This is a genomic window from Rhizobium sp. 01L419, assembly GCF_056400025.1.
On sequence record NZ_JBFTSM010000001.1, the window covers coordinates 546,282 to 571,940 of the forward strand.

Here is a 25,659-nt window from a genome sequence, read left to right on the forward strand (position 1 = left end):
ATGCTGAGAACGTTCGATCTTGTACTCATCGGCATCATGACGGCGGCAGCCGCCGTCACCTATACGATCAAGCACCGCGCTGAGCTGAAGCTCGAGGAGGTTCACCGCCTTGAAGCGGAGATCAAGCTGGAAAAAGACACGATCGATCTGCTGAAGGCCGACTGGGCGCTGCAATCGCAGCCGAACCGGCTTGAGCGTCTGGTCACGACCTATAATGGCGAGCTGCAGCTGCAGCCGACGGATTCGACCGCACTTGCCCATGCGCGCGAGCTTCCGATGCTGAAATCGCAGGTTCCTCAACCTGATGTTACTGAAGCCAAGGCCGGGGACGCCAAGGTTGGGGCCGTCAAGGCTGGCGCCAAGTCGATTGCTGCAGCCAAGGTCCAACCGATCCCGATGCGGGCGCCGCGCGAAGCTGAGGAGCCGGACGACATCGAAACGGGAGCGGTGGAATAATGTCCTTTCTTTCCCGCATCATGGTTCTGAAAAGCCAGGCGCACTTTTCCGCCGGCGTCTATAACCGTTTCGGTGCCCCCTCTGGCATGGCGATCGAAGGTTCGCGCAAGCGCAAGGCGGGGCAGGCCAAGAGCCGCGTCGGCCTGCTCATCATCGGCTTCACCGCTGTCTACGCCATCATCGGCGGCCGTATGGTCGAATATGCGATGAAAGAGCCGGAATCGGTCTCGTCCATCCTGCCGCCCGATCGGCTGATGGCGTCGCGCCCCGATATTATCGACCGCAACGGCGAAGTGCTGGCGACAGATATCCGCACCGTTTCGCTGTTTGCCGAGCCCAACAAGATCGTCGATACCGACGAAGCCGTCGAGAAGCTGCAGACGGTGCTTTCGGATCTCGACGTCAAGGACACTTATAAGAAGCTCTCCAGCCGCACCTCGCATTTCGCCTGGCTGCGCCGTCAGCTGACGCCGAAGCAGCAGAGCCAGATCCTGGCGCTCGGCATTCCCGGTGTTGGCTTTCGCCCTGAAAAGCGCCGCTTCTATCCGGGCGGCGCGACGGCCGCGCATATTCTCGGCTACGTCAATATCGACAACCGCGGCGTTGCCGGCATGGAGAAATATATAGACGATCAGGGGCTTGCCGATCTTGCCTCAGTCGGCATGACGAGCAACCAGTCGCTGGAGCCGGTGCGCCTTTCAATCGATGTGCGCGTGCAGGCGATCGTGCGCGATGTCGTTGCCAATGCCGTCGTCAACTACAAGGCCAAGGGCGCCGGGGCCGTCGTGCTCGATGCCCATACCGGCGAAGTGCTTGCCATGGCGTCTGCGCCGGATTTCGATCCGAACAACCCGCAAGAAGGTTCCAAGGACGGCTGGCTGAACCGCATGTCGAACGGCACGTTCGAGATGGGTTCGACCTTCAAGACCTTCACGACCGCCATGGCGATCGACAGCGGCAAGGTTTCCCTGAAGGACAGTTTCGACGCCACCAACCCGATCCGTATCGGGGGCTTCACCATTCACGACTTCCACGGCCAGCGCCGCTGGCTGACGGTTCCGGAAATCTTCGAATATTCCTCGAATATCGGCACGGCGAAAATGATCGATATCGTCGGTATGGATCTGCAGAAGGACTATCTGACGCGCCTTGGCCTGCTCACCCGAATGCAGACCGAACTGCCCGAGGTGAAGATGCCGAGCCAGCCGCGTGTATGGAAGAAGATCAACTCTATCACGATCTCCTTCGGCCATGGTGTCGCCACGACGCCGCTGCAGACGGCGGTTGCCGGTGCCGCTCTCATCAATGGCGGCAAGTTGATCGAGCCGACTTTTCTGCCGCGCAGCCGCGAGCAGGCCGATGAAGCGGCCGAGGTCGTCGTCAAGAAGAGCACGAGCGACGATATTCGCTATCTATTCAAGCTCAACGGCAAAAAGGGCTCCGGCCGCAACGCCGACGTGCCGGGCTTCAATGTCGGCGGCAAGACCGGTACGGCTGACAAGGTCGTCAACGGCCGCTATGCCAGCAACTTGAATTTCAATGCTTTCCTTGCCGCTTTCCCGATCGACAATCCGCGCTATGTGGTGCTGACCTTCTGCGACGAGCCGCTTGATGGCGAGCAGCATCAGCGCATCGCTGCCTATACGGCAGCACCCATGGTCAAGAACATCGTGCGCCGTGCAGCACCCATCCTCGGTGTCGAACCGGAATTCGGCGAAGACGGCTCGGCCTTGTTGGTGTCTTATTGAGTGTGAATCAATGTCGGTGTCGATTCGTAAGGGGCGGTCGACCTGAATCAGAAAAGTGCAGTCGATGAAATTGCGGGAACTTGCCGGAAATGCGTTTCCGGAACTCAAAGCTGAACTCGAAGGGCCGGCCGGCGCGCTGGAGATTTCCGGCCTGTCTTCCGACAGCCGCAAGATCGTGCCCGGCATGGCTTTCGTGGCGGTTGCCGGCACCAAGGCCGACGGCGCGGGTTTCATCGCCGATGCTGTTGCCAAGGGCACTGCCGTCGTCATCGCATCGCATGCAGTTGAGACTTCCGTACCGGTTCTGGTCGTTTCCGAACCGCGTCGTTTCCTCTCAGTTGCCGCTTCGCATTTCTATGGCCGCCAGCCGACGACGATGGTTGCGGTGACCGGTACGGCCGGCAAGACCTCGGTTGCTTCCTTCGTCAGGCAGATCTGGGCGCATGCCGGCCATGCGGCCGCGATGATCGGCACGACCGGCGTCGTTTCGCCGACTCGCAATGAGTATGGCTCGCTGACGACCCCCGATACCGTATCGCTGCACAAGCTGCTCGCCGAACTCGCCGATGAAGGCGTCACGCATGCCTCGATGGAGGCTTCCAGCCACGGCCTCGACCAGTATCGCCTCGACGGCGTGAAGCTCGCGGCCGCCGCCTTCACCAATCTCGGCCGCGACCACATGGATTACCATCCGACGGTCGAAGACTATATGGCTGCCAAGATGCATCTCTTCGACCGGGTGCTGCCGAAGGGCTCGCCAGCCATCATCTTCGCCGACGATCCGTGGTCGGAGCAGGCGATCAAGGCGGCGACGGCTGCGGGCCATGATGTGCGCACTGTCGGGCGCAAAGGTAATTATCTGACGCTGAAGCGCGTCGAACATTTCCGTCACAAGCAGGTCGCGGAAATCCATGCGGAAGGTGAGATCTTCGAGGTCGATATTCCGCTTGCCGGCGATTTCCAGATTGCCAACGCGCTGGTTGCCGCAGCGCTCGCCACGTCGACAGGCGTTCCGGTGAAGGTTGCGATGGCCGCGCTCGAAAAGCTGCAGGGCGCATCCGGCCGCCTGGAACTGGTCGGCCATACAAAGGATGGCGCGCTTGCCTATGTCGATTATGCCCATAAGCCGGATGCGCTGGAAAATGTGTTAAACTCGGTGCGTCCGTTCACGACTGGCCGTGTCATCGTCGTGTTCGGCTGCGGCGGCGATCGTGACCGCGGTAAACGGCCGATCATGGGCGAGATCGCCTGCCGGCTGGCCGATGTCGTTATCGTCACCGATGACAATCCGCGCTCGGAGGAGCCTTCCGCGATCCGTGCCGAGATCATGGCGGCTGCCAAGTGCGCCTCGGAGATCGGCGACCGCGCCCAGGCGATCCGCGAGGCGGTTCTGCAGCTGAAATCCGGCGATACGCTGATCGTTGCCGGCAAGGGACATGAAGAAGGGCAGACGGTCGGTAGCGTCACGCTGCCGTTTTCCGATCATGCCGAAGTGCGCAAGGCTTTGGAGGAGCGGGTACCATGAACTGGCTCTGGACCACCGAAGACATGATCGCTGCGATGGCGGGCCGTCCGTTCGGCTCGCTGCCACAGGGCATTACCGGCATTTCCATCGACAGCCGCTCGATCGCGGCCGGTGAAGCCTTCTTCGCGATCAAGGGCGACCGCGTGGATGGTCACGATTATGCTTCGATGGCGATGGCAAACGGCGCGTCTCTGCTGGTTGTCAGCGAGGCGCGCCTGCCGGCCATGGGACGGCTGACAGTGCCGATGATCGTGGTCGAGGATGTGCTTGCCGCGCTCGCCCGTCTGGGACTTGCTTCGCGTGAGCGTTCGCGGGCGAAGATCATCGCCGTTACCGGCTCGGTCGGCAAGACGACGACCAAGGAGATGTTGCGCCATGTGCTGTCGCCCTCGGGCAAGGTGCATGCGTCAGTTGCATCCTTCAACAATCACTGGGGCGTGCCGCTGACCTTGGCGCGCATGCCGATCGATACCTATTTCGGCGTCTTCGAAGTCGGCATGAACCATCCGGATGAAATCCGGCCGCTGGTGAAGATGATCCGCCCGCATGTTGCCGTCATCACGACGATCGCACCGGCCCATCTCGGCAATTTCCAGAACCTCCAGGAAATCGCTGCCGCCAAAGCGGAGATCTTCGAAGGTCTGGAGCCGGGCGGGGATGTCGTTCTCAACCGCGACAATGAGCAGTTCAATTTCCTGGAGCAGGCCGCCCAGGCGCTCGGTATCACGCGGATCCATTCCTTCGGCCAACATGCCAAGGCGGAATTCCGTCTTGCCGAATTCAACGGCTCGGATGAAAGCTCGACGCTCTGGATGACTGTTGGAGGCGACACCAAGGAAGTGGCTATCGGTGCGCCGGGCCGCCACATTGCCGAAAATGCGCTGGCCGCGCTCGGCGTGGTAACGATCGTCGGGGCCAATCTCGACAAGGCGATCGAGGGGCTTGCGACCCTGAAGCCGGAGAAGGGCAGGGGCAAGCGCCACAAGCTGCCGATCGGCAATGGCAGCTTCACGCTGATCGATGAAAGCTATAACGCCAATCCGGCCTCCATGCGCGCGGCGATCGCGCTGCTGGCGGCGGCCGAGCCGACCGGACGCGGACGCCGCGTCGCCGTGCTCGGCGACATGCTGGAAATGGGCGAATTTGCCGAGCAGGTCCATGCGGACCTTGCCGGTTCGCTGCTGGCGGCCGGTCTCGAACATGTCTGGCTCGCGGGGCCCGAGATGGTGGCGCTGAAGGAATCGCTTCCCGACAGCGTCACGGTCGAGCATCGCGAGACGACGGAAGAATTGTTGGAATTCGTATTGAACTCGGTCGCACTTGGCGACGTGTTGATGGTGAAGTCGTCTCTGGGGATCGGTTTTGGCAAGATTGTCGCCGCGCTCCTTGACAAGTACCCGCCAGTTTCAGACACGCAACGCGAACTATGATCGGGTAAAAGGGGCCCTGAATGCTGATTTGGCTAGTCGAACTGTCGGAATATTTCAAATTTCTGAATCTGTTCAGATATATTACCTTCCGGGCGGGTGCTGCTCTTTTCACCTCCGCTCTTATCGTCTTCCTCTTCGGGCCTGCCATCATCAACTCGCTGCGCATCCGGCAGGGCAAGGGCCAGCCGATCCGTGCCGATGGACCGCAGACGCATTTCAAGAAGGCCGGTACGCCGACCATGGGCGGCCTGATGATACTCGCCGGCATCGTCGGCGCATCGTTGCTTTGGGCCGATCTTTCCAACGTCTACGTCGTGGCGACGCTGCTGGTGACGCTCGGCTTCGGCGCCATCGGCTTCTATGACGATTATCTCAAGGTCACCAAGCAGAGCCACAAGGGCTTCTCGGGCAAGGCGCGCCTTGGCATCGAGTTCATCATCGCCGGCATCGCCGTCTATTTCATGATGCGCACGGCGCTTGCCTCGGGTCCTGCCGGCTCGACCTTCGGTTCCTCAATAGCATTCCCCTTCTTCAAGGACTTCCTGATCAATATCGGCATCCTGTTCGTCGTCTTCGGCGGTTTCGTCATCGTCGGCGCCGGCAATGCGGTAAACCTCACCGACGGTCTCGACGGTCTTGCCATCGTGCCGGTCATGATTGCCGCTGCCGCCTTCGGCATCATCGCCTATCTTGCCGGTAATGCCGTGTTTGCAAACTATCTGCAGATCAATTTCGTGCTGGGTACCGGCGAGCTTGCCGTGGTGCTCGGCGCCGTCATCGGGGCGGGCCTCGGTTTCCTCTGGTTCAACGCGCCGCCGGCTGCAATCTTCATGGGCGATACCGGGTCGCTGGCACTCGGCGGCACGATCGGCACCGTTGCCGTTGCCACCAAGCATGAAATCGTCATGGCGATCGTCGGTGGTCTCTTCGTCATCGAGACGCTGTCGGTCATCATTCAGGTCGGCTTCTTCAAGATGACAGGCCGGCGCGTCTTCCTCATGGCGCCGATCCACCATCACTTCGAAAAGAAGGGCTGGACAGAAAGCCAGGTCGTGATCCGCTTCTGGATCGTTGCCGTCGGCCTTGCCATGCTCGGCCTTTCCACCCTGAAGCTGCGGTGAGGCGGTCATGATCCCGGTCACGACGCTCGCAGGAAAGAAGGTTGCCCTCTTCGGTCTCGGCGGCTCCGGTTTGGCCACCGCCAAAGCGCTTGTCGCCGGCGGTGCGGAGATCACGGCCTGGGACGACAATCCTGACAGCGTCGCCAAGGCTGCATCTGAAGGCATCACTACCGCCGACCTGCATACAATCGACTGGAGCGCGCAGGCGCTCTTCGTGCTTTCGCCCGGTGTGCCGCTGACGCATCCGAAGCCTCACTGGTCGGTGGATCTGGCGCGTGCGGCCGGCGTCGATATCGTCGGTGATGTCGAACTCTTTGTTCGCGAGCGCCGGGCCCATGCTCCCGATTGCCCCTTCATCGCGATCACCGGAACCAACGGCAAATCCACCACGACGGCGCTGATTGCCCATATCCTGAAATCGAGCGGCCGCGATACGCAGCTCGGTGGCAATATCGGCACGGCGGTGCTGACGCTCGATCCGCCGAAGAGCGAGCGCTATTTCGTCGTCGAATGCTCGTCCTACCAGATCGACCTTGCGCCGACGCTCAATCCGTCGGCCGGGATACTGCTCAACCTGACACCCGATCACCTCGATCGCCATGGCACGATGCAGCATTATGCCGACGTCAAGGAACGGCTGGTCGCCGGCAGTGATGTCGCTGTTGTCGGCGTCGATGACAGCTTTTCCGTGCTGATCGCCGACCGCATCGAGCGGGCAGGGGTGAAGGTGACCAGGATTTCCCGCCGCAACGTGTTGGCCGACGGCATCTATGCCGAAGGCACGAAGCTCATCCAGGCGACAAGCGGGGCGATGCTGCCCTTTGTCGATCTCGATGGTATCCAGACACTGCGCGGCAGTCACAATGCGCAGAATGCCGCTGCGGCGGTCGCAGCCTGCCTTGCCGTCGGCGTCTCCGCCGAGGAAATTCGTGCGGGTCTTGCATCCTTCCCCGGCTTGAAACACCGCATGCAGCCGGTCGGCCGGCGCGGCAATGTCGTCTTCGTCAACGATTCCAAGGCGACGAACGCGGATGCCGCAGCACCGGCGCTTTCGAGCTACGATCGCATATACTGGATTGCCGGCGGACTGCCGAAGGCGGGTGGCATCACGACGCTTGCACCCTATTTCCCGCGCATCGCCAGGGCCTATCTGATCGGCGAGGCGGCGGCGGAATTTGCCGCGGCGCTCGGCGAGGCGGTGCCTTACGAAATTTCCGGTACGCTGGATCGGGCCGTGGCGCATGCTGCTGTCGATGCCGAAAAGGATGAGACCGGCCCTCTGGCCGTGATGTTGTCCCCGGCTTGCGCAAGCTTCGACCAATACAAGAATTTTGAAGTCAGGGGCGATGCCTTTGTCGGCCATGTGGCTGCCCTTGACGGCGTGACGATGCTGATCAATTCGGCAACAGGAGGCAAATGACATGGTGAGCCGCGCGGAACGTGGAGCATTGGCCGATTGGTTCTGGACCATCGACCGCTTTTTCCTGGCCTTGTTCCTGTTCCTGATGGGCATCGGCTTCATGCTCTCGTTTGCTGCCTCGCCGGCGGTCGCCGAGCGTATCGGCCTGGAGCCCTTCCACTTCGTCAAGCGCCACGCGGCCTTCATGATCCCGTCGATCGGCGTTATGCTCGGCCTTTCCTTCCTGACGCCACGTCAGGTGCGACGCACCGCAATCATCCTGCTGATCGTGGCTCTTGCCATGATGCTGCTGGCGTTGTTCTTCGGCATCGAGGTCAAGGGTTCCCGCCGCTGGGTCACGCTTGCGGGTGTTTCGATCCAGCCGTCGGAATTCATGAAGCCGGCCTTCGTCGTGGTCTGCGCCTGGCTCTTTGCCGAACATGCGCGCCAGCCGGAAATTCCAGGCAATCTCTTTGCCATCATCCTGTTCGGCATTGTCGCTGCCCTTCTCGTCGCACAGCCGGACCTTGGCCAGACCATCCTGACGACGGCGGTCTGGGGCGGCATGTTCTTCATGGCCGGCATGCCGTGGCTCTGGATCATCGTGCTCGGTGCCGGTGGTGCGGGTGGCCTGGTGAGCGCCTATTACGTCTTCCCGCACGTAGCGGGCCGAATAGACAAGTTCCTGACCGGCGAGGGCGATACGTTCCAGATCGATACCGCCCGCGAAGCGATCATCCGTGGTGACTGGTTCGGACAAGGGCCGGGCGAAGGCATCGTCAAGCGCATCATTCCGGACGCCCATACCGACTTCATCTTCTCCGTTGCAGCCGAGGAATTCGGCATCGTCTTCTGTATCGCGCTCGTCGCCATCTTCACCGTTCTGGTGCTGCGCGGGTTGTCGCATGCCTATCGCGAACGCAACGACTTCAACCGTTTTGCCGTCGCCGGCCTCGTGCTGCAGATGGGCATCCAGTCGATCATCAATATCGGCGTCAATCTCGAACTGCTGCCGGCCAAGGGCATGACGCTGCCGCTGATTTCCTACGGCGGTTCGTCGATGGTGGCGATCTGCGTGACGGCCGGCTTCATTCTGGCGCTGACGCGCCATCGCCCGGAAAAACGTGCGCAGGACCGGAGCCTCTTCCGCGTGCCGCACGGCATGCCGGCGGAGTAGGGGAATTATGAGCAAGGGCATCGTCCTTCTTGCCGCCGGCGGAACCGGCGGCCACGTCTTTCCGGCAGAGGCGCTCGCCTTCAAGCTGAGGGAACGCGGCTATTCCGTGCACCTCGTTACCGATAGCCGCGCCGAGCGTTATGCCGGCAAGTTTCCGGCCGACGAAATCCATGTCGTGCCGTCGGCAACGATCGCGTCCAAAAATCCGGTCGCGGTCGGCCGTTCGCTCTGGAAGCTCTGGACCGGCATGCGCGCCGCAAAGCGGCTGATCCAGCGACTGAAGCCTGTCATCGTCGTCGGCTTCGGCGGTTATCCGACCGTGCCGCCGCTGCTTGCCGCCACGCGCCTCGGCGTACCCTCGATGCTGCACGAACAGAATGCGGTGATGGGCCGCGCCAACAAGGCGCTGGCGCCGCGCGTGCGGGCGATTGCCGGTGGCTTCCTGCCCGAGAGCGGCGGACCTTTTTCCGACAAGACCATTGCGACCGGCAATCCCGTGCGGCCGGCTATCCTTGCTGCGGCCGAGCAGCCTTACGTGCCCTCGCATCCCGGCGAGGACTTCAATCTCGTGGTGTTCGGCGGTAGCCAGGGCGCGCAATATTTCTCCAAGGCAATGCCCACGGCGATCAGCCTGCTGGACGATGGGCTGCGCGCCCGGCTCAGGGTGACGCAGCAGGTTCGCTCCGAGGATATGGAGATGGTGCGCGACTGTGTGGTGCAGCTGCAGATGGGCGCCGATATCGCGCCGTTTTTCAATGACATGGCAGAGCGTCTTGCCAAGGCACATCTGGTGATCTGCCGCTCCGGCGCCTCGACGGTGTCGGAAATATCCGTCATCGGCCGCCCGGCGGTGCTGGTGCCTTATCCGCATGCGCTCGACCATGATCAGGCGGCCAATGCCGCGGCACTTGAGGCGACTGGCGGAGCCAAGGTGATTGCCCAGTCGGAGCTTTCGCCTGAGCGTATTGCCTCCATCCTGACGCATGTGATGAACGACCCCGAAAAGCTTGCCGGCATGGCAGCCGCAGCCAAGCTTGCGGGAAAACCTGATGCTGCGAACTTGCTTGCCGACATGGTTGAGGCTATTGCCGCCGGTCAGACAGTTGCAGAATTCAAGGGGGCACGCGCATGAAGCTGCCGAAGGCGATCGGCCTCGTCCATTTCATCGGCATTGGCGGTATCGGCATGAGCGGTATCGCAGAGGTGCTGCATAATCTCGGCCACAGGGTGCAGGGATCGGACCAGTCCGACAGCGCCAATGTCCAGCGCCTGCGCGACAAGGGCATCGAGGTCTTCGTCGGCCACAAGGCGGAAAACCTCGGCGATGCCGAGGTCGTCGTCGTTTCGACCGCGATCAAGAAGAGCAATCCGGAGCTCATCGCCGCGCGGGAAAAGCTGCTGCCGGTGGTGCGCCGCGCCGAAATGCTGGCCGAGCTGATGCGCTTCCGCAATGCGATCGCCATCGGCGGCACGCACGGCAAGACAACGACCACCTCGCTCGTCGCCACGCTGCTCGAAGCCGGCGGGCTGGACCCGACCGTCATCAATGGCGGCATCATCAATGCCTACGGCACGAATGCCCGCATGGGCGAGGGCGAGTGGATGGTGGTCGAGGCGGACGAATCCGACGGCACCTTCCTGAAGCTGCCGGCCGATGTGGCAGTCGTCACCAATATCGATCCTGAGCATCTGGATCACTACGGCAATTTCGATGCGGTTCGCGCCGCCTTCCGGCAGTTCGTCGAGAACGTGCCCTTCTACGGCTTTGGCGTCATGTGCCTCGACCATCCCGAGGTTCAATCGCTGGTCGCCCGCATCGAGGACCGCAAGGTCATTACATACGGCGAAAACCCGCAGGCCGATGTGCGCTTCATGAATGTGCGCATTGACGGCACGCGTTCGATCTTCGACGTCGAAATTCGCCGCCGCCGCACGGGTGAGGTTATCAGGCTCGACGATCTCGTCCTGCCGATGCCCGGCCGTCACAATATTTCGAACGCCACGGCGGCCGTTGCCGTCGCTAACCGGCTCGGTATGTCCCGCGAGGATATCGCCAAGGGGCTCGCCTCCTTCGGCGGCGTCAAGCGCCGCTTCACGCTGACCGGCGAATGGAACGGCGTGCAGATCTTCGACGATTACGGTCACCACCCGGTCGAGATCAAGGCGGTGTTGCGTGCTGCCCGCGAGTCCTGCAAGGGCCGTATCATCGCGGTGCATCAGCCGCACCGCTACACGCGTCTGTCGAGCCTGTTCGAGGAATTCGCAGCCTGCTTCAACGATGCCGACAGCATCTTCATCGCACCTGTTTATGCCGCGGGCGAGGATGCCATCGAGGGAGCGGATTCGGAATCGCTCATTTCGCGCATCAAATCCGGCGGTCATCGCGATGCGCGTTTCCTGCCATCAGCGGAAGTTCTACCGCAGATGGTAGCAGAGATTGCAAAACCCGGGGACTTTGTGGTTCTGTTGGGTGCTGGTAGCATTACATATTGGGCAGCAGCGCTGCCGAAGCAGTTGCAAGACCTTTCAGGAAAGTCGGCATGAAACAGGTTAATGGGGAAAAGCTTCTTGCCTCTCTCGGAGAAGGCGTAAAGGACATTCGCGGCCGACTGACGCCGGATGCCCCCATGGATCGCGTCACCTGGTTTCGCGCCGGCGGTCTTGCCGAGTTGATGTTCCAGCCGCATGACGAAGACGACCTCATCGCCTTCCTGAAGATCCTGCCGGACGAGGTGCCGCTGACCGTCGTTGGCGTCGGCTCGAACATCCTGGTGCGCGACGGTGGCATTCCAGGCGTCGTGCTGCGTCTGTCGGCCAAGGGGTTCGGCTTTGTCGAACTCGCCGGTGAAAACCGCATCCTCGCCGGAGCCATCTGCCCGGACAAGCATGTGGCCGCCATGGCGATGGATAACGGTATCGGCGGTTTCGCCTTCTATTACGGCATTCCGGGCGGTGTTGGCGGCGCGGCCCGCATGAATGCCGGCGCCAATGGCGCCGAGACCAAGGACCGTGTCGTCGAGGTGCGAGCGATCGACCGCAAGGGCAACAAGCATGTGCTGTCGAATGCCGAGATGGGCTATTCCTATCGCCACTCCGATGCCGCCGACGATCTGATCTTCACCTCGGTGCTTTTCGAGGGCTATGCCGACGACCGCGCCAAGATCCGCGCGGAGATGGATGCCGTGCGCAATCACCGCGAGACGGTACAGCCGATCCGCGAAAAGACCGGCGGCTCGACTTTCAAGAATCCCGAGGGTCATTCGGCCTGGAAGCTGATCGATGAAGCGGATTGCCGCGGTCTCGTCATCGGCAGCGCGCAGATGTCGTCGCTTCACTGTAATTTCATGATCAACATGGGGCAGGCGACGGGCTACGATCTCGAATATCTCGGCGAGGAAGTGCGCCGAAAGGTTTTCGAAATGGCAGGCATCAAGCTCGAATGGGAAATCAAGCGTCTCGGCCTTTTCATGCCCGACCGCGACGTTCGCCCCTTTCAGGGTGTGACCACCGAGTAAATGCTAAGGCATTTCCGTTTTCTTCGAATTCCGGAAATGCCTTATCTCTGCTTTACGCAGTTCCGGACGCAAAACCGCTTCACACTTTTGCTGGAATTGCTCTATTTACCGCAAGCCTCAGGCCTTCGCGCGGCGTGACAACGGGCGACCAGCCCAGTACGTCGCGGGCGTGGGATATATCGACCCGCAGCGAGCCGCAAAGGCGCTGATAGACGGCTTCCTTTCCGGTGATCCTCGCTGCCATATGCATGAGGGACGGCGGGAAGGGCAGAAGCATCGGTTTGACGCCGACGCCTGCGGCGATGCCCTCGATCAGCGCGGGCGTTGAAAGATCCTCACCATCTCCTGCAAGGAAGGTTTCGCCTGCGGCGGCAGGATGCTGCATGCAGGTGATGATTAGGTCGATGAGGTTTTGCACCGCGACCAGCGTGCGGCGGTTTTTTAGCGAGGCGAAAGGCAGCGGCAGTTTCCTGCGCACGAGCCCGACAAGCAGCGCGAAGTTGCCGCGCGCGCCGGGACCGTAGACCAGGGGCGGGCGGATGATGACAACATCCATGCCGGTGCGGGCTGCGATCTCCCGAAGGCCGATTTCACTTTCCATCTTGGAGATGCCGTAGGGATCGATCGGGTTCGGTGCGTCGTCGTGCCGAAATGGCCGGTCGTTCTCTTCGCCGTTGACCTTGATGGTGCTGACGAAGACGAACCTCTTGACGCCCACGCGGGCTGCCTGTTCGGCAAGATTGAGCGTCGAGGCGGTGTTGGCCCGACGGAAATCCGCCAGCGGATCGGTCGAGCGATCGTTCATGATGTGAACGCGGGCGGCGAGATGAACGATGACATCGACGCCTTCGAGTGCTGACGTCCAGTCGGTCGTCTCGGTGATATCAACAGGGAAATGCCTGATATCCGGCGGGAAGGCTGATGTCGCGGATCGTGTCGTAACCGTTACGTCGCAAATCCGCTCCCTGTGCAGCCGCTCGACGAGAGGAGCGCCGACGAAGCCGGCTGCGCCGGTGACGAGGCATCGCATGATCTTCTCCTTTTGCGCCCGTGACGGTCTTCGCTAACCGGAACTGCCGATCGCAGCAATAAAAAAAGCCGCGACGGCAAGCATCGCGGCTCCTTGTTTAGGAAGTGTGAGCTTCAGACTTCTTCGCGGCCGGACAGCCGGATGCAGATCAGAGAGATCACAGCCGAGGCGGTGAGGTAGTAGCCGACATAGTTGAGGCTGTAGTTGGTCGCGAGCCAGGTGGCGATGTAGGGGGCGAGCGAAGCCCCGAAGATGCCGCCGAGGTTGAAGGTCATCGAGGCACCGGTGTAGCGCACCATGGTCGGGAAGGGGGCTGCCAGGGCAGCACCGATCGGACCATAGGTGAAGCCCATCAGGCCAAGGCCGATGATGGAGCACAGGAAGGCGCCGGTCAGGCCTGACGTCAGCAGGCTTGCATAAAAGAAGCCGAAGATGGCGATCGCAATCGTCGTCAGGGTCAGGATGAGGCGACGCGAATAGCGGTCGGAGAGCCAGCCGGAGAGCGGGATCGTCAGGCCGAAGAAGACCACGCCGACGAGTTGAACCACCAGGAACTGCTCACGTGAGTATCCGAGTTTCGTGGTGCCCCATGACAGCGTGAAGACCGTCATCAGGTAGAAGAGCACGAAGGTGGCGACCGCGATGAAGGTGCCGAGGATCAGGCTGCGCAGATGGCCGCGGAAGACGGTCGCGACTGGAACGGCGACGCGCTCGTGCTTTTCGACGGCCTTCTGGAATTCCGGCGTTTCGGCGATCTTCAGGCGGACGTAGAGGCCAACGGCGACCAGCGCCAGGCTGGCGATGAAGGGAATGCGCCAGCCATAGGCGAGGAAATCCTCGTTGCTCATGGTTTCAGCCAGGATCAGGAAGAAGCCGGAGGAGAGGATGAAGCCGATCGGCGCGCCGAGCTGCGGGAACATGGCGTACCAGCTGCGCTTGCCGGGAGGCGCGTTTTCGGTTGCGAGCAGCACGGCACCGCCCCATTCGCCACCGAGGCCGAGGCCCTGGCCGAAGCGGCACAGCGCCAGCAGCAGCGGAGCGGCGATGCCGATCGCATCGTAGCCAGGCAGGATGCCGATGACGACGGTCGACAGGCCCATGGTCATGAGGGCGGCCACCAGCGTCGCCTTGCGGCCGACCTTGTCGCCGAAATGGCCGAAGACCACGGCACCGAAGGGGCGGGCGAAGAAGGCGATCGAGAAGGTCACGAGCGACTGCAGGAGCGCGGAGGTCGGATCGCTCGAGGGGAAGAAGAGGTGCGGGAAAACGATGACGGCTGCCGTCGCGTAGACGTAGAAGTCGAAGAATTCGATGGTCGTGCCGATGAGGCTGGCGATCAGGACGCGTGCGGGGGAATTGACTTGCGTGCTGCTCGAAGGGCTCGGCGATACGGAGATCGCTTCTGTCATGTTCATTCCAATCAGTATTTTTATCGATTTGCTTGGGAGGCTGCCGCTCTTAACGCAATTTTAAGGTCGAGAAAATGCCGGACACGCAAGAATATGACGCAAGCGACATCCGCTGAAGTGACAGGGCATCTCTCGATGCGGGTATCCGTCTTCCCAGGCTCACCGCTTTTCTCAACCTTGCATCAGGCTTGCCGCGGGCTAACCCCGATTCTTGACCGGAATCGAATTGTATTTGATTTATAAAAACTCCCTGGTTGAGGGAATAAAGGGGCATATATGCAAAAAAGTCTTGCCGCCGAGTTTTTCGGCACGTTCTGGTTGGTCTTCGGCGGATGCGGCAGCGCCGTGTTCGCGGCCGCCTATCCCGAACTTGGAATCGGGTTTGCCGGCGTGGCGCTGGCGTTTGGTTTGACTGTCGTCACCATGGCCTATGCTGTGGGCGGTATCTCCGGCGGCCATTTCAATCCCGCCGTCTCTCTCGGCCTTGTTGCTGCCGGACGTTTTCCCGCGGCGCGGCTCATTCCCTATATCGTCGCACAGGTGATCGGTGCCATTGTCGCCGCTGCAGCGCTCTATCTCATCGCCAGCGGCAAGGCGGGTTTCGAACTCGGCGGGTTTGCCGCCAATGGATATGGCGAACATTCTCCGGGCGGTTATTCGCTGCTTTCAGCGCTGCTGATCGAAGTTCTGCTGACCATGTTCTTCCTGATCATCATCCTGGGATCGACCAGCAGCAGGGTGCCCGCCGGCTTTGCGCCGCTTGCGATAGGCCTGGGGCTGACGCTGATTCATCTCGTCGCGATTCCTGTGACGAACACCTCCGTCAACCCGGCGCGTTCCACCGGGCAGGCGCTTTTCGTCGGCGGCTGGGCGCTGCAGCAGCTCTGGCTGTTCTGGATCGCGCCACTTGTCGGAGGCGCGATCGGCGGCCTCGTCTGGAAAATCTTCGGCGATAAGGACTGACTGCAAAATATCTGGACATACCATTGAACCCGCGTGGTTTTTCCGCGCGGGTTTTTCGTTTCCCATCGTCCTCGCGGCCTGTCCGCTGCGATATTTGCGCGGTCGCGAGGGGCAGAAAATGAAGCGCGCTGAAAGGCGGAGTTAACGAAAGTAAACGATTCGTTAACCATAATGATGCTCTAATGCACCCAAGTCAGACAAAGGCCACGAACCGCGCAGACCAGCTCCGCGCAAGCCTCGGTTCTGCAAAGTGAAAGTTATTTTTTGGGGGTGTTGATGAGTCGCGAACACGTAGCTGTCCTGATGGGCGGATTTTCCTCGGAGAGGCCTGTCAGCCTTTCCTCGGGAAAGGCGTGTGCCGACGCCCTCGAAGGTGAAGGCTTCAAAGTGACGCGCATCGATGTCGAGCGCGATATTTCCGAAAAGCTCGCTGCTCTGAAGCCCGATGTTGCCTTCAATGCCTTGCACGGGCCTTTCGGCGAAGACGGAACCATCCAGGGCATCCTCGAATATCTGCAGATCCCCTATACGCATTCGGGCGTGCTCGCCTCGGCGCTTGCCATGGACAAGGGCCGGGCGAAGCGTGTGGCCGGCACCGCAGGCGTTCCGGTTGCCGAATCGCAGGTACTGAATCGCTTCTCATTCCCGTCGGAACATCCGATGAAGGCGCCTTATGTGGTGAAGCCGGTGCGCGAGGGTTCCAGCTTCGGCGTCGTCATCGTGCGCGAGGATCAGGCGCATCCGCCGCAGGTCATCGGCTCGGCAGAGTGGCGCTATGGCGAAGAAGTCATCGTCGAGCGCTACATCCACGGCCGCGAGCTGACTTGCGGTGTGATGGGCGATCAACCCATGGATGTCATCGAGGTGGTACCACAGGGCCACAATTTCTATGATTACGACTCCAAGTATGCGTCGGGTGGATCAAAACATGTCTTGCCGGCTAAAATTTCACCGAAAATTTACCAAAAAATACAAACATTGGCGTTAAGGGCGCATCAAGCAATCGGTTGCCGCGGCGTCAGTCGGTCCGACTTTCGTTACGACGATCGTTTCTCCGAAGACGGCGAGCTTATCTGGCTGGAGGTCAATACCCAGCCGGGCATGACTCCAACCTCCCTTGTGCCCGAAATGGCCGGCTATGCCGGATATTCCTTTGGTGCATTTCTCCGGTGGATGGTGGAGGACGCGTCTTGTTTGCGTTGACGGTCAAAAGGATAGGGCGCCCCAGCCGTTATACCGAGCTTCCCGTTATGGAAGCCGACGAGCGCCGCGTGCTGCCGCGTCCGCTGCGCCGCGTCGTGCGCTTCCTCGTCAGCCTCGGTAGCGGCCGCATCCATATCCCTGTTCATACGGGGACGGTTTCGGCGCTCGGCTTCCTGGTGGCAACCGGTCTCTACGGCATGTCGCTCGGCGGTCATACGGAGGCCGTCGCGCAGGCAACGACCAGCGCTGTCGGCTTTGCCATCGAGGACGTGAAGGTTTCCGGCAACAATCAGACCTCCGAAATCGAGATCCTGCAGCTTCTCGGCCTTGATGGCGCGACGTCGCTCGTGGCCCTCGACGTCGATGCTGCGCGCCAGAAGATCGCGCGCCTCCCCTGGGTCGAAGATGTCGAAGTCCGCAAGGTCTATCCGAAGACGATCGAGGTGAAGCTCTCGGAGCGTAGCGCTTACGCCATCTGGCAGCATGGCCAGGAACTTTCGCTGATCGAGAAGAGCGGCAGCGTGATTGCACCGCTTCGCGACAACAAGTTTTCGACCCTGCCGCTCGTCGTTGGCCGCGATGCCGAAACGGCTGCAGCGTCCATCCAGGATGCGTTCGCCAAGTGGCCTGACGTCAAGGGCCGTGTGAAGGCCTTTGTCTGGGTTTCCGGCCGTCGCTGGGACCTGCACATGGATAATGGCGTCGTCGTCAAGCTGCCGGAAGATGATATCGACCAGGCACTCGCGACGCTTTCGAAATTTGATACGGAACAGCAGCTTCTGGAGCGCGATATCGCTGCAGTCGATCTCAGGCTGCCGGATCGCACGACGATCCAGCTGACGCCTGAGGCGGCAGCCCGCCGACAGGCAGCAGTTACGACGCGCACCAAGGACTTGAAGAAGGCGGGGCAGAATATATGAGCTTGTTCGGTTCGTCCCATTTTGGATTGCCGCGCCTGAAGCCGCTTTCGTCGAAGCGGTCGCATATCGTTTCGGTGCTCGACATCGGCTCGACCAAGGTCGTCTGCATGATCGGCCGGCTGACGCCGCGCGAGGAAAGCCAGATCCTGCCTGGCCGTACGCACAATATCGAGATCATCGGCATCGGCCATCAGCGCTCGCGCGGCATCAAGACCGGCGTGATCGCCGATCTCGATGCGTTGGAAAGCGTCATCCGTCTCGCTGTCGATGCGGCCGAACGCATGGCGGGGCTCACAGTCGAAAGCCTGATCGTCAACCTGACGGCCGGCCGTCTCGGCAGCGACATCTACACGGCGACCATCGATCTCGGCGGCCAGGAAGTCGAGTTAAACGACCTGAAGAAAGTGCTGTCCGCCGCCTGCCAGCAGTCGCTGCGCCAGGACCGGGCCGTCCTGCATTCGCTGGCGACCGGCTTTTCGCTCGACGGCGAACGCGGGATCCGCGATCCGCTGGCAATGTATGGCGATGCGCTCGGCGTCGACATGCATGTGGTGACGGCGGAACGCTCGGCACTCAAAAATCTCGAACTTAGCGTCAATCGCGCGCATCTTTCGGTGGAAGGAATCGTTGCAACACCTTATGCATCTGGTCTTGCCGCACTCGTCGACGATGAAGTCGAACTTGGCTGTGCGGCCATCGACATGGGCGGCGGCACGACGACGATTTCGGTCTTTGCCGAAGGCAAGCTTGTCCATACCGATGCTGTCGGCCTCGGCGGTCATCATGTGACGACCGACCTTGCGCGCGGCCTTTCCACTCGGATCGAGGATGCAGAACGTTTGAAGGTGGTCCACGCTTCGGCGCTGAGCAATTCTTCCGACGAGCGCGAACTGATCTCCATTCCGCCGATCGGCGAGGATGACCGTGATCAGCCTAGCCAGGTGCCGCGGGCTCTGGTTTCGCGCATCGTTTCGGCGCGCATCGAGGAGACGATGGAACTCATCCGCGACCGGATCCAGCGTTCGGGCTTCAGCCCGATCGTCGGAAAGCGTGTCGTTCTGACGGGGGGCGCCAGCCAGCTGACGGGTCTTGCCGAAGTGGCACGGCGCATTCTGGCCCGCAACGTCCGGATCGGTCGTCCGATGGGCGTCTCGGGTCTTCCGACGGCGGCCAAGGGCCCGGCCTTTTCGACGGCTGTCGGGTTGATGATCTATCCGCAAGTCGCGGACATGGAGACACATGCGTCACAGAGCAGCCTGCTCATGTCGCTTGGGGGTAATAACAGCCGCATCGCCCGCATGGGCCAGTGGCTGAAGGAAAGCTTTTGAAATTGAGTGAATTGGCCGGCGTGGCGATGCGGCCAGAGAGAGAAGGAACTGGTACCATGACTATCAAGCTGCAAAAGCCTGACATCACCGAGCTGAAGCCGCGCATCACCGTGTTCGGCGTCGGCGGCGGCGGCGGCAATGCCGTCAATAACATGATTTCCGCAGGCCTCCAGGGCGTCGACTTCGTCGTTGCCAACACGGATGCCCAGGCACTGACCATGACGAAGGCCGAACGGATCATCCAGCTCGGCGCCAGCGTTACCGAAGGCCTTGGCGCCGGTTCGCAGCCGGAAGTCGGCCGTGCGGCCGCCGAAGAATGCATCGACGAGATCGTCGATCACCTGAACGGTACGCATATGTGCTTCGTCACCGCCGGCATGGGCGGCGGCACGGGTACGGGTGCTGCTCCCGTCGTCGCACAGGCCGCCCGCAACAAGGGCATCCTGACGGTCGGCGTGGTCACCAAGCCGTTCCACTTCGAAGGCGGACGCCGCATGCGTCTGGCCGAATCCGGCATCCAGGAACTGCAGAAGTCCGTCGATACGCTGATCGTCATTCCGAACCAGAACCTCTTCCGGATCGCCAACGACAAGACGACCTTCGCCGACGCCTTCGCCATGGCCGATCAGGTTCTCTACTCGGGCGTTGCCTGCATCACCGACCTGATGGTGAAGGAAGGCCTCATCAACCTCGACTTCGCCGACGTCCGCTCGGTCATGCGAGAAATGGGCCGCGCTATGATGGGTACCGGCGAGGCTTCCGGTTCGGGCCGCGCCATGCAGGCCGCCGAAGCGGCGATCGCCAACCCGCTGCTCGACGAAACCTCGATGAAGGGCGCACAGGGCCTGCTGATCTCCATCACCGGCGGTCGCGACCTCACCCTCTTCGAAGTCGACGAAGCTGCGACCCGCATCCGCGAGGAAGTCGATCCGGACGCCAACATCATCCTCGGCGCAACCTTCGACGAATCGCTTGAAGGCATCATCCGCGTCTCGGTCGTCGCTACCGGCATCGACCGTGCGATGCGCGAAGGAACCGACCGCACGTTCCAGCCGGCAACAAAGCCGATTATCCGTCCCTCCGCGGCCGTTGCTCCGGCACCGGCCGCAGTTCAGCCTGCTCCGATCATGCAGGCACCGAAGGCCGACCAGATTGCACAGACCATTCGCGAAGCTGAAATCGCAATGGAACGCGAACTGGAAATGCCGGCCCCGCGTGCCGCTGCTCCGATCCAGCAGCAGCCGGTGATGCAGGAAACCTTCCGTCCGCAGAGCAAGATCTTCGCTTCTGCACCGGAAGCAGCCCCGGTCATGCGCCAGGCTCCGGTACAGCAGGCTCCGGTCATGCATCAGCCGGCTCCGACGCCGGTCATGCAGCAGCGTCACGAGCCGGTGATCCGTCAGGCTCCTGAACAGGTTCGCATGCCGAAGGTCGAAGACTTCCCGCCGGTCGTCCAGGCCGAGATCGACCATCGCTCGCAGCCTGCTGCTTCGCACGTCCAGGAAGAGCGTGGCCCGATGGGTCTGCTTAAGCGAATCACCAATTCGCTTGGCCGCCGCGAAGAGGAAGTCGCGCCGGAAATGACGTCTGCGCCGGCTGCCTCATCGCAGCAGCGCCGCCCGTTGTCGCCGGAAGCAAGCCTCTATGCACCGCGTCGCGGCAACCTAGACGACCAGGGGCGTGCGGTTCCGCAGGCCCGCATGATGCAGGAAGACGACCAGCTGGAAATCCCGGCCTTCCTGCGCCGTCAGTCGAACTGAGAAAAGCACTTCTCCACAGAAAACGCCCGGGACCGAAATCCCGGGCGTTTGCATTTCTATATGCCTGAATTCTAAATGTTTTTAGTCTGTGTGATTTCGTAACAAAGCGAAAGAAACAGTGATTTGGATTGCAGCGCGCGTCCACGTAAGTATGAAGCAAGCGAACTGCCCCAAGACTCCGCCTCGAGTGGTGCCGGGCAGCATAGAAGATAAGCGGACCGGTTGGCATCAACGGGTACGGAATAATAAAGGCAGAATTTTATGGGCATTGGCTTGCTGGGCTTTCAGACGACGGTATCGCGTCCGGTGACACTTTCGGGCATCGGCGTTCATTCGGGTGCTGACGTTTCGATCACCTTCAATCCGGCCGAAGCCGGCACCGGCGTTATTTTCCAGCGCATCCATGACAATGGCGACGTTACCGAACTGAAGGCTGTTTCCTCGCAGGTTGGCAATACCGATCTCTGCACCGTGCTCGGCTTCTCGGCTGCACATTCCGTCGCGACGGTCGAACATGTGATGGCCGCCGTTTATGCTCTCGGCCTCGACAATGTCGTGATCGAAGTCAGCGGCACCGAAATGCCGATCATGGATGGCAGTTCGGTTCCCTTCGTCGAAGCCATCGAGCAGGTCGGCCTCGTTTCCCTCGGCGTCAAGCGCCGTTACATCCGCATCACCAAGCCGGTTCGTATCGAGCATGGCGGTTCCTGGAGCGAGTTCCGCCCCTATGACGGCACGCGCTTCGAAGTCGAGATCGATTTCGAATGCCCGCTGATCGGCCGTCAGAAGTGGGAAGGCGATCTCACCGCAACCGTCTTCAAGACTGAGCTGTCGCGCGCGCGCACCTTCGGCTTCATGCGCGATGTCGAGCGTCTCTGGGCTTCGGGCCATGCTCTCGGCTCCTCGCTCGAAAACTCCGTTGTCATCTCCGATGACAACACCGTCATCAATGTCGAAGGCCTGCGCTACGCCAAGGACGAGTTCGTGCGTCACAAGACGCTCGATGCCGTTGGCGATCTGGCGCTTGCCGGCGCACAGTTCATTGGTTGCTACCGTTCCTATCGCGGCGGGCACAAGATGAACGCCAACGCCCTCAAGGCACTGCTCAGCGATCCCTCGGCCTATGAAGTGGTCGAGACCTCGACGCCGCGTCAGCGCGTTGCGGTTCGTGAATTCATTGCAATCAGCGCTCCGGAATTCGCCCCCTGGTCGGCATGACCTCCAGATACCAATTAAGGCCAGGGCCGCCTCCTAACGGGGGCGGTTTTTTTATGGGGAAGGGGCGGATGGCGCGCGATAGATGTTTTGCGGCATATCTTTAGCCGCTGCCAGCTCGAATGCCGGTGAAAAGCCCGACATTCTCGGCGGCGCTGCCACAAAAATGCGTTAATGCGTGATCATTGCGTTGCTCTCGATGTACATTTGTGGCTAGAAACGCCAGCTAGGCGTGGCTGCTGTGGAGTGGACGGCGGCGGTGGGATTCTTTCGAATGGCTTATGCAAGGTCTGACATGATGATGAAGACAGTGCGCGCTTTGCTCGCATCCGTGATGGTGCTGAGCGCAGGCGCCTTGATTTCCGGCTGCCAGTCGGACCCTGACATCGACATCACCAAGCTCGGCCTCGAAACCGATCCGCCGGATGTGCTCTACACGCAGGGCCTTGCCAACATGAAGGCCGGCAACATGGCCGAGGCGGCGCGCAAGTTCGATGCGATCGACCAGCAGAATCCCTTCTCTGAATGGGCGCGCAAGGCGCTCGTCATGAGCACCTTCGTCAAGTACCGCCAGGGTCGCTTCGACGACGCGCTCGCATCGGGCAACCGCTATATGGCGCAGTATCCGAAGTCCAAGGATGCGCCCTATGTGCAGTATCTCGTGGGTCTCACCTATTCCAAGCAGATCGTCGACGTGACGCAGGACCAGCGCGCCGCGCAGAAGACCATCGAGGCGATGCAGGCCGTCGTCGACAATTATCCCGACTCCGAATATGTCGATGACGCACAGGCCAAGATGCGCTTTGCGCGCGACCAGCTCGCCGGCAAGGAAATGCAGGTCGGCCGCTATTATATGGAGCGCAAGGAATATCTCGCCGCGATCTCGCGTTTCCGCATCGTCGTCGAGAAATATCCGAATACGAATCAGGTCGAGGAGGCGCTCGCCCGTCTCGTCGAAGCCTATTATGCGATGGGTGTCGTCGAGGAGGCGCAAACTGCGGCTGCCGTTCTCGGTCACAATTATCCCGACAGCCAGTGGTATGCTGATTCTTACAAGCTGCTGCAGTCGGGTGGCGCGGAACCGCGTGAAAACAAGGGTTCGTGGATCGCTGCAGCGGGCAAGAAACTCCTTCTCGGTTCCTGAGGCCAATGCTGATCCAGCTTTCGATCCGCGATATCGTTTTGATCGAGCGGCTGGATCTTGCCTTCGAGACCGGCCTCTCCGTGCTGACGGGTGAGACGGGTGCCGGCAAATCCATATTGCTCGACAGTCTTTCGCTGGCCCTTGGCGGGCGCGGCGATGGCGGTCTCGTTCGCCATGGCGAGGACAAGGGCCAGGTAACGGCCGTCTTCGATGTCGGCATGGATCATGGTGCCCGCAAGCTTTTGCGCGAAAACGGAATCGATGACGAAGGCGACCTGATCTTTCGCCGCCAGCAATCCTCCGATGGCCGCACCAAGGCCTATGTGAACGACCAGCCAGTCGGCGTGCAGCTGATGCGGCAGGCCGGCCAGATGCTGGTTGAGATCCACGGCCAGCATGATGACCGCGCGCTGGTCGATACAAATGCCCACAGAACGCTGCTCGACGCCTTCGCGGGCATCAGCGAGGATGTGCAGGGCGTGGCCACGCTTTACCGCCAGTGGCGCGATAGCGAGCGCACGCTGAAGAAGCATCGCGAGAAGGTCGAGGCCGCGGCCCGCGAAGCGGATTATCTGCGCTCTTCCGTCGAGGAGCTTGAAAAGCTCTCGCCGCGCGATGGCGAGGAAGACGAGCTTGCCGATCGTCGCCAGAAGATGATGAAGGCGGAGCGTATTGCCGGCGATATTGCCGAGGCTTCCGAGTTCCTCAACGGCAATGCCTCTCCCGTGCCGCATATAGCCTCGCTGGTGCGCCGTCTGGAGCGCAAGAGCCATGAGGCGCCCGGACTGCTCGAAGACACTGTGGCGCTGCTGGATGCGGCGCTGGACCAGCTGTCGAATGCGCAGATGGAAGTCGAGGCGGCACTGCGCAAGACCGAATATGACCCGAAGGAGCTGGAGCGCGTCGAGGAGCGGCTGTTTGCGCTGCGCGCCGCATCCCGCAAATATTCCGTTCCCGTCACCGAGCTTCCGGCACTTGCCGTGCGCATGATCAACGATCTTGCCGATCTCGATGCCGGCGAGGAGCGGCTTGCCAAACTCCAGGCCGAGGTGGGCGTCGCCAAGACGAATTTCGATGCGGCCGCCCGCTCGCTTTCCGAGAAGCGTCACCATGCCGGCGATGCGCTGGCGCAGGCCGTCATGGCCGAACTGCCGGCGCTGAAGCTCGATCGCGCCCGCTTCATGGTGGAGATCACCACCGATGCGGAGGAGGCGACGGCCGAAGGCATCGATATCGTCGAATTCCACGTCCAGACCAATCCGGGCACGCGGCCGGGCTCGATCATGAAGGTTGCCTCGGGCGGCGAACTTTCGCGCTTCCTGCTGGCGCTCAAGGTGGCGCTCGCCGATCGGGGCTCCGCGCCGACGCTCGTCTTCGATGAAATCGACACCGGTGTCGGCGGGGCGGTGGCTGACGCGATCGGCCAGCGGCTGAAACGGCTTTCCGAGCGCGTGCAGGTTCTGTCCGTCACCCATGCACCGCAAGTGGCGGCTCGTGCTGCCACGCATCTGCTCATCTCCAAGGGACCGTCCGGCGAGGGCTCCGACAAGATCGCCACGCGCGTTGCCACCATGGCCCAGAAGGACCGCACCGAAGAAATCGCCCGCATGCTCGCCGGCGCTTCAGTGACGGAAGAGGCGAGGGCGGCGGCTGTGCGGTTGCTGGCCGGAAACGGCTAGGCATGGACCGCCGGTGACAAATCTCGGCGGCGAGGGTATGGGACGTCATCCACTGGCGAGGTCCAGCCATTCATGCGGCTTTTCCATTTCAGCGATGATCCCACTATTGCGGTCTTTGAGCCGCGCCCCGTGCGCGTTCCCTCGGAGCGTCTGGCGGGAATGGAATGGCTGAATGGCCCGCTCGTCTGGGCGATCGATGATCTCAATGAGTTCATGTATCGCTTTCCACGTGAGTGTCCGCGCATCCTGATCTGGTCGAAGCCGGGGACGACTGCGGAGGACCTGACATTGCTCGGTGGCTGGCGGGGTGCCGCCTATATCGAGCGCGGCTGGCTGGGTAGGCTGCAGAGCGAAACCATCCACCGCTACGAGATGCCGACAGATGATTTCGAGGACCTGCGGGATGCGGGAATGTGGGTGTCGCGCAGGGCCGTCACGCCGCTCGCGCTTACTGCGGTGTCCCACCTCGACCGAGAGTTTGCGCCTGATGGCATCGAACTTCGCGTCGTCGACAGCCTGACGCCGCTGAAGGTCCTGAGAGACAGCACGCTGCATGTCAGTGGTATAAGGCTGCGCAATGCGCGGCCATGATTTCAAAACGTTGGTGCTATTTCAATCGCGGAATTTTGCTCTAAAA

The 25,659-nt window shown here is 61.4% G+C and carries 21 protein-coding genes; 19 read left to right on the plus strand and 2 right to left on the minus strand.

Features of this window, described 5'->3' with window-relative positions; genetic code table 11:
* The 10 genes from ftsL to murB all read left to right on the plus strand — a co-directional run bounded on the left by ftsL (position 1) and on the right by murB (position 12,371).
* On the plus strand, positions 1–456 hold the full coding sequence (gene ftsL / locus AC1DUP_RS02730; RefSeq protein ID WP_113308064.1) for a cell division protein FtsL: 456 nt from the start codon (positions 1–3) through the stop codon (positions 454–456).
* Positions 456–2,204, plus strand: coding sequence for a peptidoglycan D,D-transpeptidase FtsI family protein (locus AC1DUP_RS02735; RefSeq protein ID WP_113300098.1), 1,749 nt, complete (start codon positions 456–458; stop codon positions 2,202–2,204). Before ftsL ends, AC1DUP_RS02735 begins: the two co-directional genes overlap by 1 nt.
* Before the next feature lie 64 nt (positions 2,205–2,268).
* Complete coding sequence (locus tag AC1DUP_RS02740) at positions 2,269–3,729, plus strand: UDP-N-acetylmuramoyl-L-alanyl-D-glutamate--2,6-diaminopimelate ligase (RefSeq protein ID WP_477832015.1); 1,461 nt, start codon at positions 2,269–2,271, stop codon at positions 3,727–3,729.
* The gene (locus tag AC1DUP_RS02745; RefSeq protein WP_477832016.1) at positions 3,726–5,159 is read left to right on the plus strand and encodes a UDP-N-acetylmuramoylalanyl-D-glutamyl-2,6-diaminopimelate--D-alanyl-D-alanine ligase; all 1,434 of its coding nucleotides are present in this window, start codon (positions 3,726–3,728) and stop codon (positions 5,157–5,159) included. Before AC1DUP_RS02740 ends, AC1DUP_RS02745 begins: the two co-directional genes overlap by 4 nt.
* Positions 5,160–5,179: 20 nt before the next feature.
* Positions 5,180–6,280: a phospho-N-acetylmuramoyl-pentapeptide-transferase gene (mraY, locus tag AC1DUP_RS02750; protein WP_113300101.1), complete on the plus strand. Its 1,101-nt coding sequence runs from the start codon at positions 5,180–5,182 to the stop codon at positions 6,278–6,280.
* A 7-nt stretch (positions 6,281–6,287) separates the two neighbouring features.
* Positions 6,288–7,700, plus strand: a complete 1,413-nt coding sequence (gene murD, locus AC1DUP_RS02755; RefSeq protein ID WP_477832017.1) for a UDP-N-acetylmuramoyl-L-alanine--D-glutamate ligase — start codon at positions 6,288–6,290, stop codon at positions 7,698–7,700.
* A 1-nt stretch (position 7,701) separates the two neighbouring features.
* On the plus strand, positions 7,702–8,856 hold the full coding sequence (gene ftsW / locus AC1DUP_RS02760) for a putative lipid II flippase FtsW (protein ID WP_113300103.1): 1,155 nt from the start codon (positions 7,702–7,704) through the stop codon (positions 8,854–8,856).
* A gap of 7 nt (positions 8,857–8,863) precedes the next feature.
* Positions 8,864–9,988, plus strand: a complete 1,125-nt coding sequence (murG, locus tag AC1DUP_RS02765) for an undecaprenyldiphospho-muramoylpentapeptide beta-N-acetylglucosaminyltransferase (protein ID WP_113300104.1) — start codon at positions 8,864–8,866, stop codon at positions 9,986–9,988.
* Positions 9,985–11,400 carry a UDP-N-acetylmuramate--L-alanine ligase gene (gene murC / locus AC1DUP_RS02770; protein ID WP_113300105.1) on the plus strand — a complete coding sequence of 472 codons (1,416 nt, stop codon included), beginning with the start codon at positions 9,985–9,987 and terminating at the stop codon, positions 11,398–11,400. The genes murG and murC overlap by 4 nt, the downstream gene beginning before the upstream one ends.
* On the plus strand, positions 11,397–12,371 hold the full coding sequence (murB, locus tag AC1DUP_RS02775; protein ID WP_477832018.1) for a UDP-N-acetylmuramate dehydrogenase: 975 nt from the start codon (positions 11,397–11,399) through the stop codon (positions 12,369–12,371). Before murC ends, murB begins: the two co-directional genes overlap by 4 nt.
* A 79-nt stretch (positions 12,372–12,450) precedes the next feature.
* Here the strand turns inward: murB and AC1DUP_RS02780 are convergent, their stop codons facing one another.
* Positions 12,451–13,401, minus strand: coding sequence for a UDP-glucose 4-epimerase family protein (locus AC1DUP_RS02780; RefSeq protein WP_477832019.1), 951 nt, complete (start codon positions 13,399–13,401; stop codon positions 12,451–12,453).
* Between the two features lie 113 nt (positions 13,402–13,514).
* Positions 13,515–14,810, minus strand: a complete 1,296-nt coding sequence (locus AC1DUP_RS02785; RefSeq protein WP_113300108.1) for an MFS transporter — start codon at positions 14,808–14,810, stop codon at positions 13,515–13,517.
* Between the two features lie 276 nt (positions 14,811–15,086).
* Between AC1DUP_RS02785 and aqpZ the strand changes: the two genes are divergently transcribed.
* The 9 genes from aqpZ to AC1DUP_RS02830 all read left to right on the plus strand — a co-directional run bounded on the left by aqpZ (position 15,087) and on the right by AC1DUP_RS02830 (position 25,613).
* Positions 15,087–15,773, plus strand: a complete 687-nt coding sequence (gene aqpZ / locus AC1DUP_RS02790) for an aquaporin Z (protein WP_113300109.1) — start codon at positions 15,087–15,089, stop codon at positions 15,771–15,773.
* A 276-nt stretch (positions 15,774–16,049) separates the two neighbouring features.
* Positions 16,050–16,976: a D-alanine--D-alanine ligase gene (locus tag AC1DUP_RS02795; protein ID WP_477832138.1), complete on the plus strand. Its 927-nt coding sequence runs from the start codon at positions 16,050–16,052 to the stop codon at positions 16,974–16,976.
* A complete protein-coding gene (locus AC1DUP_RS02800) occupies positions 16,964–17,896 on the plus strand; it encodes a cell division protein FtsQ/DivIB (RefSeq protein ID WP_477832020.1) in 933 nt (310 codons plus the stop codon). The genes AC1DUP_RS02795 and AC1DUP_RS02800 overlap by 13 nt, the downstream gene beginning before the upstream one ends.
* Complete coding sequence (ftsA, locus tag AC1DUP_RS02805) at positions 17,893–19,224, plus strand: cell division protein FtsA (RefSeq protein WP_113300112.1); 1,332 nt, start codon at positions 17,893–17,895, stop codon at positions 19,222–19,224. The genes AC1DUP_RS02800 and ftsA overlap by 4 nt, the downstream gene beginning before the upstream one ends.
* Before the next feature lie 56 nt (positions 19,225–19,280).
* Complete coding sequence (gene ftsZ / locus AC1DUP_RS02810; RefSeq protein WP_113300113.1) at positions 19,281–20,984, plus strand: cell division protein FtsZ; 1,704 nt, start codon at positions 19,281–19,283, stop codon at positions 20,982–20,984.
* A gap of 261 nt (positions 20,985–21,245) precedes the next feature.
* The gene (gene lpxC, locus AC1DUP_RS02815) at positions 21,246–22,202 is read left to right on the plus strand and encodes a UDP-3-O-acyl-N-acetylglucosamine deacetylase (protein ID WP_113506920.1); all 957 of its coding nucleotides are present in this window, start codon (positions 21,246–21,248) and stop codon (positions 22,200–22,202) included.
* A gap of 271 nt (positions 22,203–22,473) precedes the next feature.
* Positions 22,474–23,343, plus strand: coding sequence for an outer membrane protein assembly factor BamD (locus tag AC1DUP_RS02820; protein ID WP_477832021.1), 870 nt, complete (start codon positions 22,474–22,476; stop codon positions 23,341–23,343).
* Positions 23,344–23,348: 5 nt separating this feature from the next.
* Positions 23,349–25,022: a DNA repair protein RecN gene (gene recN, locus AC1DUP_RS02825; RefSeq protein WP_477832022.1), complete on the plus strand. Its 1,674-nt coding sequence runs from the start codon at positions 23,349–23,351 to the stop codon at positions 25,020–25,022.
* 72 nt (positions 25,023–25,094) lie between these two features.
* Positions 25,095–25,613, plus strand: a complete 519-nt coding sequence (locus tag AC1DUP_RS02830; RefSeq protein WP_477832023.1) for a DUF6886 family protein — start codon at positions 25,095–25,097, stop codon at positions 25,611–25,613.
* Positions 25,614–25,659: the final 46 nt, after the last annotated feature.

Coding starts and splice junctions, on each gene's coding strand:
- ftsA (WP_113300112.1), top strand. CDS start 17,893: ATGAGCTTGTTCGGTTCGTCCCATTTTGGATTGCCGCGCCTGAAGCCG.
- AC1DUP_RS02830 (WP_477832023.1), top strand. CDS start 25,095: ATGCGGCTTTTCCATTTCAGCGATGATCCCACTATTGCGGTCTTTGAG.
- murB (WP_477832018.1), top strand. CDS start 11,397: ATGAAACAGGTTAATGGGGAAAAGCTTCTTGCCTCTCTCGGAGAAGGC.
- ftsL (WP_113308064.1), top strand. CDS start 1: ATGCTGAGAACGTTCGATCTTGTACTCATCGGCATCATGACGGCGGCA.
- AC1DUP_RS02740 (WP_477832015.1), top strand. CDS start 2,269: ATGAAATTGCGGGAACTTGCCGGAAATGCGTTTCCGGAACTCAAAGCT.
- AC1DUP_RS02745 (WP_477832016.1), top strand. CDS start 3,726: ATGAACTGGCTCTGGACCACCGAAGACATGATCGCTGCGATGGCGGGC.
- murG (WP_113300104.1), top strand. CDS start 8,864: ATGAGCAAGGGCATCGTCCTTCTTGCCGCCGGCGGAACCGGCGGCCAC.
- recN (WP_477832022.1), top strand. CDS start 23,349: ATGCTGATCCAGCTTTCGATCCGCGATATCGTTTTGATCGAGCGGCTG.
- AC1DUP_RS02785 (WP_113300108.1), bottom strand. CDS start 14,810: ATGACAGAAGCGATCTCCGTATCGCCGAGCCCTTCGAGCAGCACGCAA.
- mraY (WP_113300101.1), top strand. CDS start 5,180: ATGCTGATTTGGCTAGTCGAACTGTCGGAATATTTCAAATTTCTGAAT.
- AC1DUP_RS02820 (WP_477832021.1), top strand. CDS start 22,474: ATGGCTTATGCAAGGTCTGACATGATGATGAAGACAGTGCGCGCTTTG.
- aqpZ (WP_113300109.1), top strand. CDS start 15,087: ATGCAAAAAAGTCTTGCCGCCGAGTTTTTCGGCACGTTCTGGTTGGTC.
- ftsW (WP_113300103.1), top strand. CDS start 7,702: ATGGTGAGCCGCGCGGAACGTGGAGCATTGGCCGATTGGTTCTGGACC.
- lpxC (WP_113506920.1), top strand. CDS start 21,246: ATGGGCATTGGCTTGCTGGGCTTTCAGACGACGGTATCGCGTCCGGTG.
- ftsZ (WP_113300113.1), top strand. CDS start 19,281: ATGACTATCAAGCTGCAAAAGCCTGACATCACCGAGCTGAAGCCGCGC.
- murC (WP_113300105.1), top strand. CDS start 9,985: ATGAAGCTGCCGAAGGCGATCGGCCTCGTCCATTTCATCGGCATTGGC.
- murD (WP_477832017.1), top strand. CDS start 6,288: ATGATCCCGGTCACGACGCTCGCAGGAAAGAAGGTTGCCCTCTTCGGT.
- AC1DUP_RS02795 (WP_477832138.1), top strand. CDS start 16,050: ATGAGTCGCGAACACGTAGCTGTCCTGATGGGCGGATTTTCCTCGGAG.
- AC1DUP_RS02780 (WP_477832019.1), bottom strand. CDS start 13,401: ATGCGATGCCTCGTCACCGGCGCAGCCGGCTTCGTCGGCGCTCCTCTC.
- AC1DUP_RS02735 (WP_113300098.1), top strand. CDS start 456: ATGTCCTTTCTTTCCCGCATCATGGTTCTGAAAAGCCAGGCGCACTTT.